We start from the raw sequence: 14,656 nt of genomic DNA, 5'->3' as shown, positions 1-14,656 counted from the left end.
GATTTATTTTCATGTAAAAGGGAGTGCGCATCATGATGGAAGAAGCCCGTAATTATATATTGGCTCTATTTTCGGTTCTCATCGCAGCGTTGACTGTGTACAGCCTTCTCCGGCTGACCCGGAATTTCACCTATAAAAATCAAAGAGCCCGTGCTGTGCGCACGAGCCTGATAATACTGATCGCCAGCGGCGGATTATACGGAATGCACTGGCTGGGCAAGCAGTCACAGTCCGGGTTGAAACAGGCTGAGGGCAGCCTGTTTATCTCCTTGGCACTGTATGCACTGACTCTCTTGGCCCTGACGTATCTGTTCTCCAAGCTTCGCCAGATCCTGACCGAAAGAGAGCAATTGAAGGAACTTGCCTACAGGGACACCTTGACAGGCCTCTTGAACAAAAACGGGATGGATCACTTCTGGGACCACTGCAAACCGAATGAGCAGCTTGCGGTGCTGTTCCTTGACCTGGACCGATTCAAGTCAATCAATGACAGACTTGGCCATCATGTGGGCGATTTGCTGCTCCAGGCCGTTGGCGGCAGTCTGAAACAGTTCTCCTCCAAAGGCAAACGGCATATCTTCCGGAACGGCGGGGATGAATTCGTAATTGTCGCCAAGCGCTGCGGCCGTAAGGAAGCGGAGCAGCTTGCTATGCAGATTCTGGAGCAAACGACCCGCATTTACAGTCTGGAACGGCATGAACTGTTTGTTTCAGTCAGCATCGGCATTACGTTGAGCCATGGCAGGATCGACCCGATGACGCTGCTGAAGGAAGCCGATTCGGCAATGTACAGCGCCAAGCAGCTCGGAAAGGGCCGATATACCATACACAAGCAGGGCAACACGCTTAAATCTGTCAATTGGGCAGGCAGCTCCAAAGCCAATTAATTTAATTTGCTGCGTCCTTTCATCAGGAACAGGCAGAGTAGGGCTATTGCCATGCTCACCGCTGCCGCATAGAACAGAATGGAGTAGTCGGTAAGGTCAATCATCAGCCCAAGCAGCGGTGGGGAGGTGATGGCGGCCAGCGAGGAGACCAGATAATACATTCCGGTGCGTGTACCGATGCTTTCCTCCGTGCCTGTCGCTACTACATAAGGGTATGAATTGATATTAATGCAGGCCCAGAACATCCCGCCAACGAGCAGCAGAATCCGCAGCACAAGCAAATTCTCCGCAAATCCCACGAGGGCAAAAACTGCCGTCAGTCCGCAGACTCCGGTGACAATCATCTTTTTCTTCCCGAACCGCCCGCCCAGCCAGCCGCTCGGAATCGCAAACACTACGAAGGCCAGCGAAAAGAACGTCAGCGAGAAGGAGGCTGCCTGTTCACTGAGGCCAAGGTGATGTTTGCCGTACAATGTGAACAGCGTCTCTACTCCTTGATAAGCTACGAACCAGAAGAAGATGGCTGCTAAGAGCCAGACAGTGGTCCGGTCGAGCTGTTTTTTTAAGGAGATGCGTGTAGGTTTGATCCGTGGAATGTTACCGCTGCGTTGCGAATCTCCGGATAGACCTGTGACTTCTTCGCTACCTAGTCCGGCTTCTTTGTTCACCCCATCCCGTTCCTCCTTGATGAACTGCGACACGATGAACAGGCAGAGCAGCGTGATGAGACCGGCAACAATGAACGGCAATGCTGGGCTGGCCTTGTAGAGGAATGAGCCGACGCCAAACGCCAGGATCGACCCAATCCCTCCCATGAAGTTAATCAGGCCGTTCGCTTTGGTGCGCTGCTTATCCGGCGTAATATCCGGCATCAGCGCGACGGTCGGCGAACGGTACAGGCTCATGGCCAGGTTCATCAGCATCATAAAGAGCAGCAGCGTGAACAGCCCGGTGTGGAACGGAATCAGCATCGTCAGTACGGCAGCCAGCGGCATTCCGATCAGCAGATAAGGCATTCTGCGCCCATAACGGCTCACCGTACGGTCACTGCGGTTGCCAATCCATGGCTGCAGAAACAGGGCGAAATAGTTATCAATGGTCATCATGAAGCTGATCAAGGCTACACTGTGTACATATTTCTCCAGGAAAAAAGGTACAAACGCATTATACAAACTCCATGTAATGCTGATGCTGAAAAAACCGAAACCCAGCAGCCAGACTTTCTTCACACCATCACTCTCCCTTAGCAGTAAGCAGTCTGTCCAGCACGTCCGGATAATCGGTAATGATTCCTGACACTCCGGCAGCGATTAATTCTTTCATGCGCTCCGGATCATTTACGGTCCAAGGATGATAGGCGATGCCATGCTCTGCCGCCTCGGAGACAAACTCCGGCAACACAGCGAAATGATAGGCATGCAGCGCATCCGCCTGCAGAGAAGCTGCGTAATCCCACGGGCGGTACAAGCCTTCTCCATATAAAATCCCGGTGCGAATCTCCGGTGCCAGCGATTTGCAGTGAGCCAGGGAGTAATGGTTGAAGCTCGACAATATGACGCGTTCACTCATGTTGAATTCCCGCACGGCGGCAATAACCTTTTCCTCCATCCCCGGGTACATAAAGACCCCGTTCTTAAGTTCAATATTTAGCACCGTATCGCTATCCTTGAGCAGATCCAGAAGATCTTCGAGGGTGGGAAGCAGCTCTCCCTTGAATTCTTCCCCGAACCAGGAGCCCGCGTCCAGGTCAAGCAGTTCCTTAAGCGTGTGGTCTTTCACATTCCCGCTGCCGTTTGTCGTGCGGCCCAGCGTTTCGTCATGAATCAGAATCAGTGCGCCATCCTTTGTCATCTGTACATCGGTTTCAATCCCGGTCGCTCCAAGGGTAAGGCCCTTGCGGAATGCTGACATCGTATTCTCCGGACACACAGCGGATGCGCCGCGATGCGCAAAGTTAATTAGCGGATTCATTATTTGCAGTCCCTCCAAGTTGTTTTTTTAATAGAGCCCGACGAATCAGGCTACTCTTCTTATTCCACACCAGATAAAAAAAACCTGTCCAAAAATCCCCTCAGAACGCGAATTCCTAAAATTTTACCTAGCGATTACATATCCCTGGACCTGTATAATAGAATAGAATTCAGTGTACTTGGAGAGGAAGAGATGTTTCTTGAAGTATTGTATAGAATGCGGAACTGAGCTGATCTTGAAAGAATGCGGCGGGGAGGGGCTGATCCCTTTTTGCGGGGCATGCGGAATGTTCCGGTTTCCTGTTTTTAGCACGGCTATCAGTACCGCAGTGTTGAACAAAGAGATGGACAAGATTCTGCTAATCAAGCAGTATAACCGGCCGGATTACATCCTGCTCGCAGGTTACGTCAACAAAGGGGAGAATGCGGAAGCCACCCTTATCCGCGAGGTAAAGGAAGAGGTAGGGCTGGATATCGTGGCTTATGAATATATGCGCAGCCTTTATTTTGAGCCGTCCAATACGCTGATGCTGAACTTTATAAGCATGGCTGCTTCGGAAGACTTGAGCCGGATGAGTGCCGAAGTGGATCAAGCGATGTGGTTCACATTTGAAGAAGCGGCCCGGGAGATTAAAAAGAACAGTCTGGCAGAGACCTTTCTGCTGGCGATTATTGAGAAGCTGAATGCAGGCAGGGTTGATCTCCTTAAACTCACTGAAGCTTAAACGCGCGGCCTCGGTCCATTCCTTGGACCAATTGTTTCTGACTACAGCCGTATTCATTGATGTGTTTCCATTCTCATCCTGACAAAGCAAAGGGCGTCCCGCGGCCATTTACATGGCAGGGAACACCCTTGTTCTTTTTATAGCGGGACGGTTTAATTCCCTTTTATCTTTTTGATATTGTCCTGCCACTTCCCGGTTTCAAACTTCAGGAGCTTATCATAACCGGCCTTTTGGGCATCCTGCTCGGCTTTGTCTAGCAGGGCGATCACCTCCTGTTCATCCTTGGCGAACAAGGCTTTAGCCCGCACCTTATCGGCGATATCGGCTACACGCTGCATGATCATGCCCTCTTCTGAATCTGGAAGGGGCTGTATATTGCCGAATTCCGTGGCATCAAATGAGGTCTTCCAGGCGATTGTGGTTTGGGAGACCGTAGCCCAGTCGCGCTTATCCTCAGGCAGACTCATTTCATTTTCAGCCTTGGCTCCATCAATAAATGCCGTATTTCCTGCCCATTGAAACGTATCCCAGATGGCCATGAGCTTGGAACGCTCCTCGGCTTCATTTTTATATTTTTCTGTGTAGATGGGTGCGCCTTTCTCATTGATGCCCTGCCAGTACATGCCTTCAGGCCCCCAGAAAATAATACGCTCCCCTTCCTCACCCGTCAGCCAGTCCAGATAGGCAAATATGCCTTCTGGATTCTCAGCCTGTGTTGTGATGACACTGACATTCCAGCCAAGAGAATCAAATTCGTTGACCCATACCTTCTTCGGATCTACGCCGGCTTTATGCAAAGGCCAGATCATCGTGTATCCGCCTTCAGGATCTTTGGCGCGCAGCATGCTGTTCGCTTCCGTGCCGATAACGGTGGTATCGAAATCCCCGTAGATTGCTATGCGGCCATTATTCACCTTTTCCTTGACCTGGTCGCGGGTCTGCGTGATGGCATCCTGGGTAATCAGCTTTTCCCGGAACAATTTATTGGCGAACACCATGGTTTCGCGGTAGACCGGATCACTGAAGAGGGATTTCAGCCCATTCCCCTGGGGGACGACACGCAGAGAGACCTGCCCGACATTCCGGTCTTCCGCCATCCCGGCGTAGAGAAAGTCTATCCCTTGACCTAGCATCCCGACCTCGAATGGAATAATGTCAGGATATTTCTCTTTCACCAGCTTCAGATAGGCATACAGGTCGTCAAAGGTTTCCAGCTTCGGCGATCCGAGTTCCTTGTAGATCTTATTATTTACAGCGTAGCCACCGTTGCCCATCGGATTTTTCGTGTACCAATTTGGGAATTGGTACAGTTTGCCGTCTTCGGAGCGGAGCATGTTGATTGTTTTTTCTCCTGCCCATTTTTTCAGATTAGGATATTTATCAAGATAGGGGTCCAGTGCAACGAGCTTTCCTGCTTTTCTCAGCTTTTCTACTTCGGCTCCGCGGTCTCCCCAGATGACATCCGGGAACTCGCCGGAGGCGATCATTGTATTGAATTTCTGCAGAGCCGCACCGCCGGACTGGATCGACTGGACCGTTACTTTCTTGTTCTCCTGAATCCATTTAGTCGCCGGATCCTGGCCCCAAGGATTCATCGTATACCAGTCATAATTGCCGAAAAAGGAAAAGGTGAGCGGTGTTTCTCCGAAAACAAAAGGTTGGGATGAATCAGTCCCGGCAGTGTTGTTGCTTGGCTTTGCCCCGTCTTCACCGCTGTTTCCACCGCATGCGGCAAGCATGATACTCATACCCAGCATACATACCGGCAGCAGGAATGATTTTTTTGAAATGGACATCTTCATACCCCCATGGGATTGTTTTTTATGAAAAAGCCGTGAGCTATGATGGCTACACCGATCTTATCCAAGTTCATTCTTTAATGGAACCGATCATGACGCCCTTGGTAAAATATTTCTGCAAAAATGGATAAACGAGCAAAATCGGTACCGTTGCTACCAGCATGGTGGACATGGTGAGCGATTTGGTTGTGACGCTTTGGAGCCGGGCCATGTGGCCTTGAGCGGCTGCATTGGTCTGCATCATCTGTTCAGACATAATGTTGGAGCTTAGAATTTGCTGAAGCAGCGTTTGAATCGGGAGCAGATGCCCGGAAGTGATGTAAATGCTGGCCGTAAACCAGTCATTCCAGTGCCATACTGCAGCAAATAGAGAGAGTGTGGCGATCACCGGACCTGAAATCGGGATGACAATTTTGAAAAAGATGCCGAAGTGGCCGCAGCCGTCGATTTTCGCCGATTCCTCCAAGCCTTCCGGCAGTTCGAGAAAAAACGTGCGGAAAATGATCATGTTCCAGACGCTGATTATATTCGGAACAATCATGACCCAGAAATTATTCATCAGGCCCAGCTCACGGTTAATCAGAAAGGAGGGGATCAATCCTCCGCTGAAGTACATCGTGATGATGCACAGGATCATATACCCTTTCCGTCCCATGAGCTGTTTCTTGGACATGCCATAGGCAAAGATTGATGTACAGGCAATGGATAGAATTGTGCCAATCCCCGTTCTCAGCACGGAAATAAGGAAGCCTGTCATTAGCCGCTTATCCTGAAACACTACAATGTAATTCTCCAGAGTGAATTGTCTGGGCCAAAAGGTGATCCCCCCACGCGTCGTGTCCAAACCCACGTTGAATGAGATAACGATCGAATTCCAGAACGGATACAACATTACAAAAGCCATGAGAATGAGCATGGAGTAAATGAGACTGAGAAACAAATTGTCAGAAAGACTGTTTTTCATGCCGTGATCACCTGCATTTCAATGTGTAGTTGCGATGCCGAAGACTACCACAGACTGTGTCCCAGTTTACGGGCTATCCGATTGGCAACTGTGAGCAAAAAGACGCTGATTATCGACTTGAATAAACCGACTGCGGCGGCGTAGGAGAAAAGCGAGTTGCGGATACCAACGCGGTAGACGTAAGTATCAATGACATCGGACACGTCCTGAAGTACAGGGTTTTTGGCCAGGAGCAGGATGTCCTCAAAGCCTGCGCTCAAGATGTCGCCAACTGCGAGAATCATGAAGATCGTAACTACCCCGGAAATACCGGGCAGGGTAATGTACCAAATTTTCTTCAAGCGGTTTGCTCCGTCGATGGAGGCTGCTTCGTAAATTTCGGGATTGATGCCGGCAATGGCGGCCAGATATACGATGCCGGAGAAACCGATCTCCTTCCAGATTCCTGTTCCGATCAGGATGGCCCAGAAGTAGCCGGGAATGGACAGGAAATTGACAGGCTCGCTGATTAAATGCAGCTTTTGCAGCAGCATGTTCACGCTTCCGTTATCGGTTGCCAGCATGGAGGTCACAAATCCGGACACGATGACCCAGGACAGGAAGTGGGGCAGGTAGCTGATGGTCTGGATCATCCGTTTGAAGCGCGAGTGAATCACTTCGTTCAGGATAAGCGCCAGCAGTATAGGTGCCGGAAATCCGATGAGGAGTCTCAGGGCACTAATCACAATCGTATTGCGCATGACGGTCCAGAATTCGGGTGCCTCGAAGAACATCTGGAAATACTTGAAGCCTACCCATGGGCTGTGCAGAAATCCTTGAAAAATATCGTAATCCTGAAAAGCCATCAGCACCCCGTACATCGGCAGATAAGAAAAGATCACGATAAGAATCATTGCCGGGATGACCATCAGTTGAAGATCCAGCTGCCTGGAGAATCTGAACCAGAAGGATTTGCGGCTGGCTTCCGGTCGTACGCCCGGAGGGACTCCCGGTGGTGAAGACGTGACGATGCTTTTTTTCATCTGAACACTTCCTTTGCAAATTTCTCTGCTGAAATTCATAGTATAGGAACCGTTCCGGCAAAAACACTGATAAGAACAACGATTTGTAGACTTCTGCAATGAGGATGAAGGTTTTGCAACACGGTAAAAATGAAATGTTATATGATGTGATCAATAGAAATTGTTGGCTTTGATCACACGGCCGGATTGGAGGTCAAACATGTATAACGTATTGCTGTCAGATGATGAAGTGCTGGATTTAAGAGGGATGCAGCACTTTATACCCTGGAAGGATCTGCAGATGAATGTGGCAGCGGTGGTGAGCAGCGGTTTCGCTGCGCTGGATTATATCCGAAATCATCATGTTGATATTCTGATCACCGATATCCGGATGCCGATTATGTCCGGTCTGGAGCTGTCCCGTGAAGCATTGCAGCTGCTCCCACAGCTGAAAATCATATTTGTAAGCGGTTACGAAGACTTCCACTATGCCAAGCAGGCGATGGAGCTGAATGTGCAGAGTTATGTCCTGAAGCCCGTAGAGGATGAAGAAATGATCGAGGTGCTGCAGAAGGTGAAGGCCCAGCTGGATCATGAGGCCCAGCAGTCGAGACTGGAATCGGATTACTATAAGACCTTGCCTGTACTTAAGAACAACAGGCTGCTTGGCCTGCTGGATGGTCAGCAAGACGGAGCAGAAACCATGGATGATCTAGTCCTTGTGCAATGCGGAATTAGCCCATCTGCTCCGCAGCGGGTCGCCGTGATTGAGATTGATGATGTGGCCTGGAAGCTGAATGCATACAGCGAGCTGGAGGCGAGGCAGATCGTCAATCAGCTGTATCAAACGGTACTGGATTATTGCACAGAGTGCCGGATCTGGTCGCTGTGCAGGCTTTCCAGCCGTGAATGTGCGCTTGTACTGCAGATGGAGGAATTGGCGGAATGTGAAGCGCTGCTCAGCGGTTTAATTGAACTTATTGGGCTCCGGTTTCCGGTCACCATCACAATAGGCCTGAGCAGCACAGCAGCTTCCACCGCTTCAATTCACACCTCTTATCAGCAGGCGAAGCAGGCGCTTGATTATAAAATGCTTGCGGGCAAAAGCCGTCTGATCCAATTTTCCGAGCTGGAGTCAGGCAGCGTGGAGGACGTGCAGAGTCTCGAAATGACGCTGGATGCCCTGTTTGCCGCAATGTCGAATTACAGGCTTGTCCAGCTGCACGATGAACTTGAGAATGTATTCGCCTTGGTCCGCCGGATGAAGTCCAAATCTACCGTCTACAACTTTGCCATTCAGATTATCTCCCGGCTGGATGCCTATCTGGCAGGACTGAACGAGAATCTGTTCCAGATGCTGGGCATGCGAATGGAGAACCTGGACATTTTGTTCAAATTCGAAACCATGGATGATATCCAGTCCTGGCTGCGACGGAGGGTATTTGAAATCTCTGAAACACTGCATGTAAAGAAGCAAAAGAAAAATAATAAGCTGCTTGAATCGGTCTGCGCCTATGTGGAGAAGCATCTGGACCAGAATATCGCACTCCGGGATGTGAGCAATCTGTTTAGCTTTTCCCCGAATCATCTCGGGGTGCTGTTCAAGCAGGGAACGGGCATTAATTTCAGCGATTACGTGGTGGAGAAGCGGCTGGAGAAAGCCTGCACTTTACTGCAGAATCCCCAATATAAAATTTTCGAGGTGGCCGGAAGGGTTGGCTATAAAAACCTGACTTATTTCAGCAGGCAGTTTAAAGACAAATATGGGATGACACCGGGGGATTACCGTAAGCAGTGCTGAACAAAGGAGAACAGCGGCCTATGAAGCAAAAGAAACGGTTTCTGTCATTCGGCTACAAGCTGATGATTTCTTATATTGTACTGCTGATTGTCCCGGTTGCTTTTGTCGGTGCCTTTGCTTATAACACGGCGGTTGAATCCATCCGAACACAGACAAAGGCCAATATCCGGGGCACGCTTCAGCAGATTCAGGATAATATCCGTTATAAGGTGGAGGATACCAAGCGGCTGACGGACTCACTGTATTATGACCGCACACTGGCGGATTCCTTAAGGCGCTACGATGACGGCTGGTACAGCTTTGAGACGCTGCAGAGCTATTTGATCCCGATGCTGCAAAATACGGTGCATTCCTCTAACCGCAACATTGCACTGTCCTTGTATATTCAGAATGAGACTATACCCGAGGTTTACTATTCTTACGAAGGGATGGACCCGCTGCGGAAGGGGAGGTTCTACCAGCTGTTTCACCAAAAGCGGATTCTGGGCAAGCCCTGGTTCAGCGGTTTTCCCCGGGAGCAATACGGGGTAACGATGCAGTGGCGCCAGATCGAAGATGATGAGTCCTACGGGAATATTTCCTTGCTCCGCAGATTAATGGACACGTATGAGCCCACTGCACCGAGTCCATTTGGTTTTGTCCGGATTACCGTCAAGCTTGCCGATCTTCTTGAAAGTGTGAAAGATGATAAGTTCCGCAAGGGCAGTACAGTGTATATAGAAAATGAAAATCATGACATTATCCACCTTTCTTCAGGGGATAAAAATATGAAACCCGAGCAAATTCCACTGCTGGAGAGCAAGGATTATCTGCAAATCAAGGCGCCGGTCGAGGAGCTGAACTGGACGCTTGCGGTCAATATCCCCAATGAAGTTTTGGAGCAGGATATCCAGAAGGTCAAAAGCGTAACCATTCTCGTCTGCCTGATCATGATCGGTTTCTTTTCCGCAGCAGGTATGCTGCTGTCCGGCTATTTTTCCCGGCGTGTCGTCAAAATTGTGTCTGTTCTCCGTTCCTTTCAAGAAGGGGATTTGCATAAAAGGCTTAGTTACCGGGGAAATGACGAATTTAATCAGATCTCCCTGGCACTAAATAATATGGGGGAGAATATGAACCGCCTGATTCAGGAAGTATACCTCTCCAACCTGCACAAGAAGGAAGCAGAGCTGGAAATTCTTCAGGCACAGATCAATCCCCACTTTTTGTATAACTCGTTTTCTTCCATAAACCGTCTGGCACAGTTCGGTGAGATCAGTAAAATCCGTTCGATGGTCAGCGGCCTTGCGAAATTCTACAGGCTGACACTGAATGAGGGCAGGACGATGATCCCGGTCGAGAAGGAGCTGCAGCATGTACAGACCTATATTGACATCCAGAAAATCAAATATGAGGATCATCTCAACTTTAATTTCGATATTGACCAGAAGGTGCTGGGTTTTGATACTGTAAGGCTGATTTTGCAGCCCTTTGTGGAGAATATTCTTGAGCATGCTTTTTACGGGGAGACCATTCATATCCGCATTACGGCGGAGGCTGGTCAGCAGGGAATTGTATTCAAGGTGATTGACGACGGCATCGGTATGACTAAGGAAACCATCCGGCAGATTTTCTCTCCAAGCGGGATCAAGATGGGGTATGGCATCCGCAACGTCGACCAGAGAATCAAGCTGCAATTTGGCGATTCATACGGTGTCTTTCTCTACAGCCGGCTTGGAATCGGAACAACTGTTCAAATCACTATCCCTTACTTTCATCATACAGAGCTCACCGGCAACGACGGGACACAGGGATAAGGCAGAAGCTTTCCGAGCTTTCAGTCTGTCTGGGAAGGAGGAGGAATAAGGAATTCGTAACATCTAATCTGCACTCCATCTAATTATAGAAAGGCGGAGAAAACAATGACTAAAGGTAAAAGAAAACGGACTTTGCTGATGGCCCTGCCCGCGCTGCTGCTGAGCTTTATGCTGAGTGTTCCGGCCCAGACAACATCTGCCCAAACAGGACCCTTCGTATCCGAGATCATCGTGCGGACAGGCGCCAATTTCAAAAACCATAATGATGTAGTCAGCTTCGTGAACAATGCGGCAAAAAACAATATTTCCGTCATCAATTTGAGTGTGAAGCAGGATGAGGATGAGGAGGTTCCGTCCGGCTATGCATTTTATAAGAGCAAGATTGCACCGGTCGCTTCGGGATACTCCAATTTTGACGCAGTCAAGGATGTTATTGCTGAGGCACATAAAAAGAATATTCAGGTGAGGGCATGGATTCCGCAGTTCCACGACCGTGCGGCCTTTGACAAGAACAGCGAGTGGCAGATGCGCGCGCTTGTGGACGGCAAGGTGAAACCTTTTACAGGCTCCAATGGCACTGAATATTTTGTGAATCCGCTCCATCCTGGTGGGCAAGCCTATGAGCGCTCCATCATCAAAGAAGTTGCGGCAAATTATGATGTTGATGGCATTGTCCTGGACTGGCTCCGCTTTGACAATTACAACATGGATATGGGTGATTACACGAGAACACAGTATAAAAATCAATACGGCTATGATCCGATTACCATTAACTTTGCTTCGGATAATGCGAAACGGGAGGAGTGGAATGAGTGGAGAACGACCAAGCTTGGGGAGTATGTGCGTGATGTGAAAAACGATTTGGACGGGATTACGCCAGGACTCTTTTTCGGGGCTTATATTCTGCCGCCGGAGTTTGTGGAAGTCGGACAGGATGCCGCCAAATTTATGCCATACATGGATTTCGTTTCTCCGATGGCCTATTTCGACGATTGGGAATTTCCGCAAAGCTGGGTTTATGACAGCGAAGGTATACTAAGCCAGACCCGGCAAAAAATCGGCAATGCCGAAATCATTGCCGCGTTAGATACCGATTGGACCGATGCCCAGTATAAAAACGTACAACAGGGAATCCGCTCCAACTTCCCCGACATTTCAAATCTGGCTTTTTTCATTTATGGCAAGTGGACGAATACGGATATGAAGAATATCAATAAGCGCGCAAACTGGTAGCTATATAAGTTGAACTTTAGCTTTACCCCGCCGGCATAGAACGCAACTGCGGTGATGACCGCACAGTAACTATGCTGAGACAATATCCCGGATCATCTCATGCACATGCTGTACTTCCATAAGGGCCTGGGAGTATTCCAGGTCCGATTTTTTGGCTGGTACCTGCCTTGGAAGAAAGGGAATCGACAGTACGGGCGTATCCTTGCTGCTGAGGTAGATTTTAAGCGTAAGCTCAATAATTTCCTCGGGTTTTCCGTCTTCCTGTCTGTTAGCGGTTCCGTAGACTGCGGCAGCATTCAGCATTTTACCTGTGCCGGCCTTTGCGCCGCTGCTGGTAATCCGGCTGGTTTTGCTGACTTTGGTCAGGGTGAGGGCGTTCTCAACAATTTCAGAGCCTAGGATCACATCAAAGGTGTAAAGTGCAGCTGAGGCCGTTTCATGGTTGTCAGGGGAATACATGCCGATAGCGAGCTGCTTGCCTCCTTCATCCAGGGCAATGATATGAGATTTGTCTGGAGTGATGAACCGCTTGCTGAATTTAAGGTTAAAATCAGCCAGTGTATGGATCAGCTTGTTCAAGTCAGACGAAGGATCGGACAGTTTATGCCGCAGCACCGCTGCCGCCAGCAGCAAGCCTACACCCAGTGCGGCGAACATGTACATCAGGATAATGAGCATTATACCGCCTCCTAAAAGTTTTGCGAGCTTAGACCTCATTGAATCCACTTCGAACAAAACTCACTACGAAAGCATAGACTTAAGTTTTGTGAGCTTAGACCTCATTGAATCCACTTCGAACAAAACCCACTTCGAAAGCATAGACTTAAGTTTTGCGAGCTTATTAAGAATCTATGCCGGGGGTACGTGAACAAATACATAGACCTGCCGCGAGAGATCAACTATTCTTTTTCTATTCCGCAAAACGGGGATATATAAGAGAATATAGGAGGATTTCGGGCATGATAGTGGATACATTGGGGCATTTGCTGGAGAATGAGGCTGCTTACGGAGAGAAAATTCAGCGTGGACTGCAGTTTCTGCGGGATACGGACTTTGCAGGACTGGCTGCAGGCCGCCATGATGTGAATGAAGAAATGTTCTATTTCATCAATGAATACGAGACCAAGGACACCGGAGACTGCTTCTGGGAAGCCCACCGGATCAATCTTGATCTGCATTATATTCTTGAAGGTACGGAGCGCATCGGTTATTCCGTTATTGAGCAGCTTAAGGTTAGAGATGAATACAGCGCCGAGAAAGATGCGGTGTTCTTTACGGGCGAGCTGGTGTCGGCGGTAACCGTAGGTCCGGGAGCGCTTGTCGTCTGCTATCCGCAGGACGGGCATATGACAGGGATTGAAGCGGGGAAGAAGGAAGCGGTGCGGAAGGTTGTTTTGAAGATTAAACTCTGATTTGTTTTCGATATAAATATGGTGTGAAAAAGAGCCCCGCGGGGCTCTTTTTTGCGCCTCTTGATGTGTCCTCTGCCGGGGGATAAGATAAAGTGGGGTTCAATGAAATTTTAATTACAGCTAATTACCCGGACAAGGAGCCGCGCTAATGAATATTTATCTCGAACTTCCGGATGTGGATAAGCATTTCCCCTTCCGCAGTTTAGTCTGCGGAGGTGACGATCTCACATATCCGCATTGGCATAAAGAAATCGAAATCATCTATGTCACCAAGGGAAGACTAAATCTGGGAATAAATGATACCCCGATCCGCATGGAACAGGGTGAAATACAGTTTATCAATGGCGGAGATGTGCACTATTTCCTCGCCTCGCCTGAAAGTGAACGGTTTGTGATCCAGTTTGATCTCGGACTGTTCCAGGAGGTTACTGCGCCCGGCAGCAATGAATATTCGCTTCGTGATCTGTTCACAGAGATGGAGCAATCCAGTTCAAGCTGGCCGGAAGCGGTAGCAACGAAGGTGATTGGCCTTCTGGAGAGCATATACGAGGAGGATACGCAGCGGCGTGAAGGCTATGCTTATCTCATCAAGGCGAGACTGTTCGAGCTGTTGACGGTTATTATGCGGGAAGTGCCGAAGAATAGAAGCAACAGAGGGCCCAAGTTCTCGGAGGATACTCAGATTCAGTCGCGGGAAACGCTGGAACGGCTGGAGCGGATCTTCATCTATGTCGAGCAGCATTACCAGGAACCGATTACGCTAAACGAGGTAGCCGGGCACATGGGCTTCAGCCCGTATTATTTTACCAAGCTGTTCAAGAAGAATACGGGCATGACCTTTGTCGCCTTTCTGAATGAATACCGGCTGAATAAAGCCAAGTGGATTCTGCTCAATCAGAATCTGCCCATGTCTGCCGTGGCGGAAGCGGCGGGGTTTGGCAGCGTGAAGACTTTTCATCATTTTTTCAAGGAAGCGACGGGGATATCGCCCCTGAAATACCATAAGACAATATTCAGGAATAACAGGGCAAGATTGCAGGAAGAAAGCCCTTCCGCGGATTTGTAAGATAG

Annotated in this window: 13 protein-coding genes; 7 read left to right on the top strand and 6 right to left on the bottom strand. The window is 49.2% G+C overall.

Going from position 1 to position 14,656, the window contains the following annotated elements; genetic code table 11:
* Positions 1 to 32 precede the first annotated feature (32 nt).
* The gene (locus tag NYE29_RS03865; RefSeq protein ID WP_340894470.1) at positions 33 to 887 is read left to right on the top strand and encodes a GGDEF domain-containing protein; all 855 of its coding nucleotides are present in this window, start codon (positions 33 to 35) and stop codon (positions 885 to 887) included.
* On the opposite strand, the gene NYE29_RS03860 is transcribed toward NYE29_RS03865, so the two are convergent.
* Positions 884 to 2,116 (bottom strand): SLC45 family MFS transporter, encoded by a 1,233-nt coding sequence (locus NYE29_RS03860; protein ID WP_340894469.1) that lies wholly within the window; start codon positions 2,114 to 2,116, stop codon positions 884 to 886. The genes NYE29_RS03865 and NYE29_RS03860 overlap by 4 nt on opposite strands.
* 4 nt (positions 2,117 to 2,120) lie before the next feature.
* Positions 2,121 to 2,858 carry a glycerophosphodiester phosphodiesterase gene (locus NYE29_RS03855; RefSeq protein ID WP_038586821.1) on the bottom strand — a complete coding sequence of 246 codons (738 nt, stop codon included), beginning with the start codon at positions 2,856 to 2,858 and terminating at the stop codon, positions 2,121 to 2,123.
* A gap of 199 nt (positions 2,859 to 3,057) precedes the next feature.
* On the opposite strand from NYE29_RS03855, the gene NYE29_RS03850 reads away from it, so the two are divergent.
* Positions 3,058 to 3,582: an NUDIX domain-containing protein gene (locus tag NYE29_RS03850; RefSeq protein ID WP_340894467.1), complete on the top strand. Its 525-nt coding sequence runs from the start codon at positions 3,058 to 3,060 to the stop codon at positions 3,580 to 3,582.
* Positions 3,583 to 3,734: 152 nt separating this feature from the next.
* Here the strand turns inward: NYE29_RS03850 and NYE29_RS03845 are convergent, their stop codons facing one another.
* The 3 genes from NYE29_RS03845 to NYE29_RS03835 all read right to left on the bottom strand — a co-directional run bounded on the left by NYE29_RS03845 (position 3,735) and on the right by NYE29_RS03835 (position 7,253).
* Positions 3,735 to 5,378: an ABC transporter substrate-binding protein gene (locus tag NYE29_RS03845; RefSeq protein WP_340894466.1), complete on the bottom strand. Its 1,644-nt coding sequence runs from the start codon at positions 5,376 to 5,378 to the stop codon at positions 3,735 to 3,737.
* A 73-nt stretch (positions 5,379 to 5,451) separates the two neighbouring features.
* A complete protein-coding gene (locus tag NYE29_RS03840) occupies positions 5,452 to 6,345 on the bottom strand; it encodes a carbohydrate ABC transporter permease (RefSeq protein WP_038586830.1) in 894 nt (297 codons plus the stop codon).
* A gap of 44 nt (positions 6,346 to 6,389) precedes the next feature.
* The gene (locus NYE29_RS03835) at positions 6,390 to 7,253 is read right to left on the bottom strand and encodes an ABC transporter permease (protein ID WP_038598724.1); all 864 of its coding nucleotides are present in this window, start codon (positions 7,251 to 7,253) and stop codon (positions 6,390 to 6,392) included.
* A 313-nt stretch (positions 7,254 to 7,566) separates the two neighbouring features.
* On the opposite strand from NYE29_RS03835, the gene NYE29_RS03830 reads away from it, so the two are divergent.
* The 3 genes from NYE29_RS03830 to NYE29_RS03820 all read left to right on the top strand — a co-directional run bounded on the left by NYE29_RS03830 (position 7,567) and on the right by NYE29_RS03820 (position 12,173).
* A complete protein-coding gene (locus NYE29_RS03830) occupies positions 7,567 to 9,147 on the top strand; it encodes a response regulator (RefSeq protein ID WP_340894464.1) in 1,581 nt (526 codons plus the stop codon).
* 20 nt (positions 9,148 to 9,167) lie between these two features.
* Complete coding sequence (locus NYE29_RS03825; RefSeq protein ID WP_340894463.1) at positions 9,168 to 10,940, top strand: sensor histidine kinase; 1,773 nt, start codon at positions 9,168 to 9,170, stop codon at positions 10,938 to 10,940.
* A gap of 105 nt (positions 10,941 to 11,045) precedes the next feature.
* Positions 11,046 to 12,173, top strand: coding sequence for a family 10 glycosylhydrolase (locus NYE29_RS03820; RefSeq protein WP_340894461.1), 1,128 nt, complete (start codon positions 11,046 to 11,048; stop codon positions 12,171 to 12,173).
* 69 nt (positions 12,174 to 12,242) lie between these two features.
* Here the strand turns inward: NYE29_RS03820 and NYE29_RS03815 are convergent, their stop codons facing one another.
* Positions 12,243 to 12,851 (bottom strand): hypothetical protein, encoded by a 609-nt coding sequence (locus tag NYE29_RS03815; RefSeq protein ID WP_340894460.1) that lies wholly within the window; start codon positions 12,849 to 12,851, stop codon positions 12,243 to 12,245.
* Between the two features lie 281 nt (positions 12,852 to 13,132).
* Here NYE29_RS03815 and NYE29_RS03810 point away from each other — a divergent pair, with 281 nt between their 5' ends.
* Positions 13,133 to 13,585: a YhcH/YjgK/YiaL family protein gene (locus tag NYE29_RS03810; RefSeq protein WP_340894459.1), complete on the top strand. Its 453-nt coding sequence runs from the start codon at positions 13,133 to 13,135 to the stop codon at positions 13,583 to 13,585.
* Positions 13,586 to 13,733: 148 nt separating this feature from the next.
* The gene (locus NYE29_RS03805; protein WP_340894457.1) at positions 13,734 to 14,651 is read left to right on the top strand and encodes an AraC family transcriptional regulator; all 918 of its coding nucleotides are present in this window, start codon (positions 13,734 to 13,736) and stop codon (positions 14,649 to 14,651) included.
* Positions 14,652 to 14,656 lie beyond the last annotated feature (5 nt).

The organism is Paenibacillus sp. FSL M7-1046 (assembly GCF_038007405.1).
In the GTDB taxonomy this organism is placed as follows: Bacteria; Bacillota; Bacilli; order Paenibacillales; family Paenibacillaceae; genus Paenibacillus_AQ.
This window is presented reverse-complemented; position numbering and strand designations above follow the sequence as displayed.

Coding starts and splice junctions, on each gene's coding strand:
- NYE29_RS03845 (WP_340894466.1), bottom strand. CDS start 5,378: ATGTCCATTTCAAAAAAATCATTCCTGCTGCCGGTATGTATGCTGGGT.
- NYE29_RS03840 (WP_038586830.1), bottom strand. CDS start 6,345: ATGAAAAACAGTCTTTCTGACAATTTGTTTCTCAGTCTCATTTACTCC.
- NYE29_RS03810 (WP_340894459.1), top strand. CDS start 13,133: ATGATAGTGGATACATTGGGGCATTTGCTGGAGAATGAGGCTGCTTAC.
- NYE29_RS03855 (WP_038586821.1), bottom strand. CDS start 2,858: ATGAATCCGCTAATTAACTTTGCGCATCGCGGCGCATCCGCTGTGTGT.
- NYE29_RS03805 (WP_340894457.1), top strand. CDS start 13,734: ATGAATATTTATCTCGAACTTCCGGATGTGGATAAGCATTTCCCCTTC.
- NYE29_RS03815 (WP_340894460.1), bottom strand. CDS start 12,851: ATGCTCATTATCCTGATGTACATGTTCGCCGCACTGGGTGTAGGCTTG.
- NYE29_RS03835 (WP_038598724.1), bottom strand. CDS start 7,253: ATGGTCATCCCGGCAATGATTCTTATCGTGATCTTTTCTTATCTGCCG.
- NYE29_RS03820 (WP_340894461.1), top strand. CDS start 11,046: ATGACTAAAGGTAAAAGAAAACGGACTTTGCTGATGGCCCTGCCCGCG.
- NYE29_RS03825 (WP_340894463.1), top strand. CDS start 9,168: ATGAAGCAAAAGAAACGGTTTCTGTCATTCGGCTACAAGCTGATGATT.
- NYE29_RS03865 (WP_340894470.1), top strand. CDS start 33: ATGATGGAAGAAGCCCGTAATTATATATTGGCTCTATTTTCGGTTCTC.
- NYE29_RS03830 (WP_340894464.1), top strand. CDS start 7,567: ATGTATAACGTATTGCTGTCAGATGATGAAGTGCTGGATTTAAGAGGG.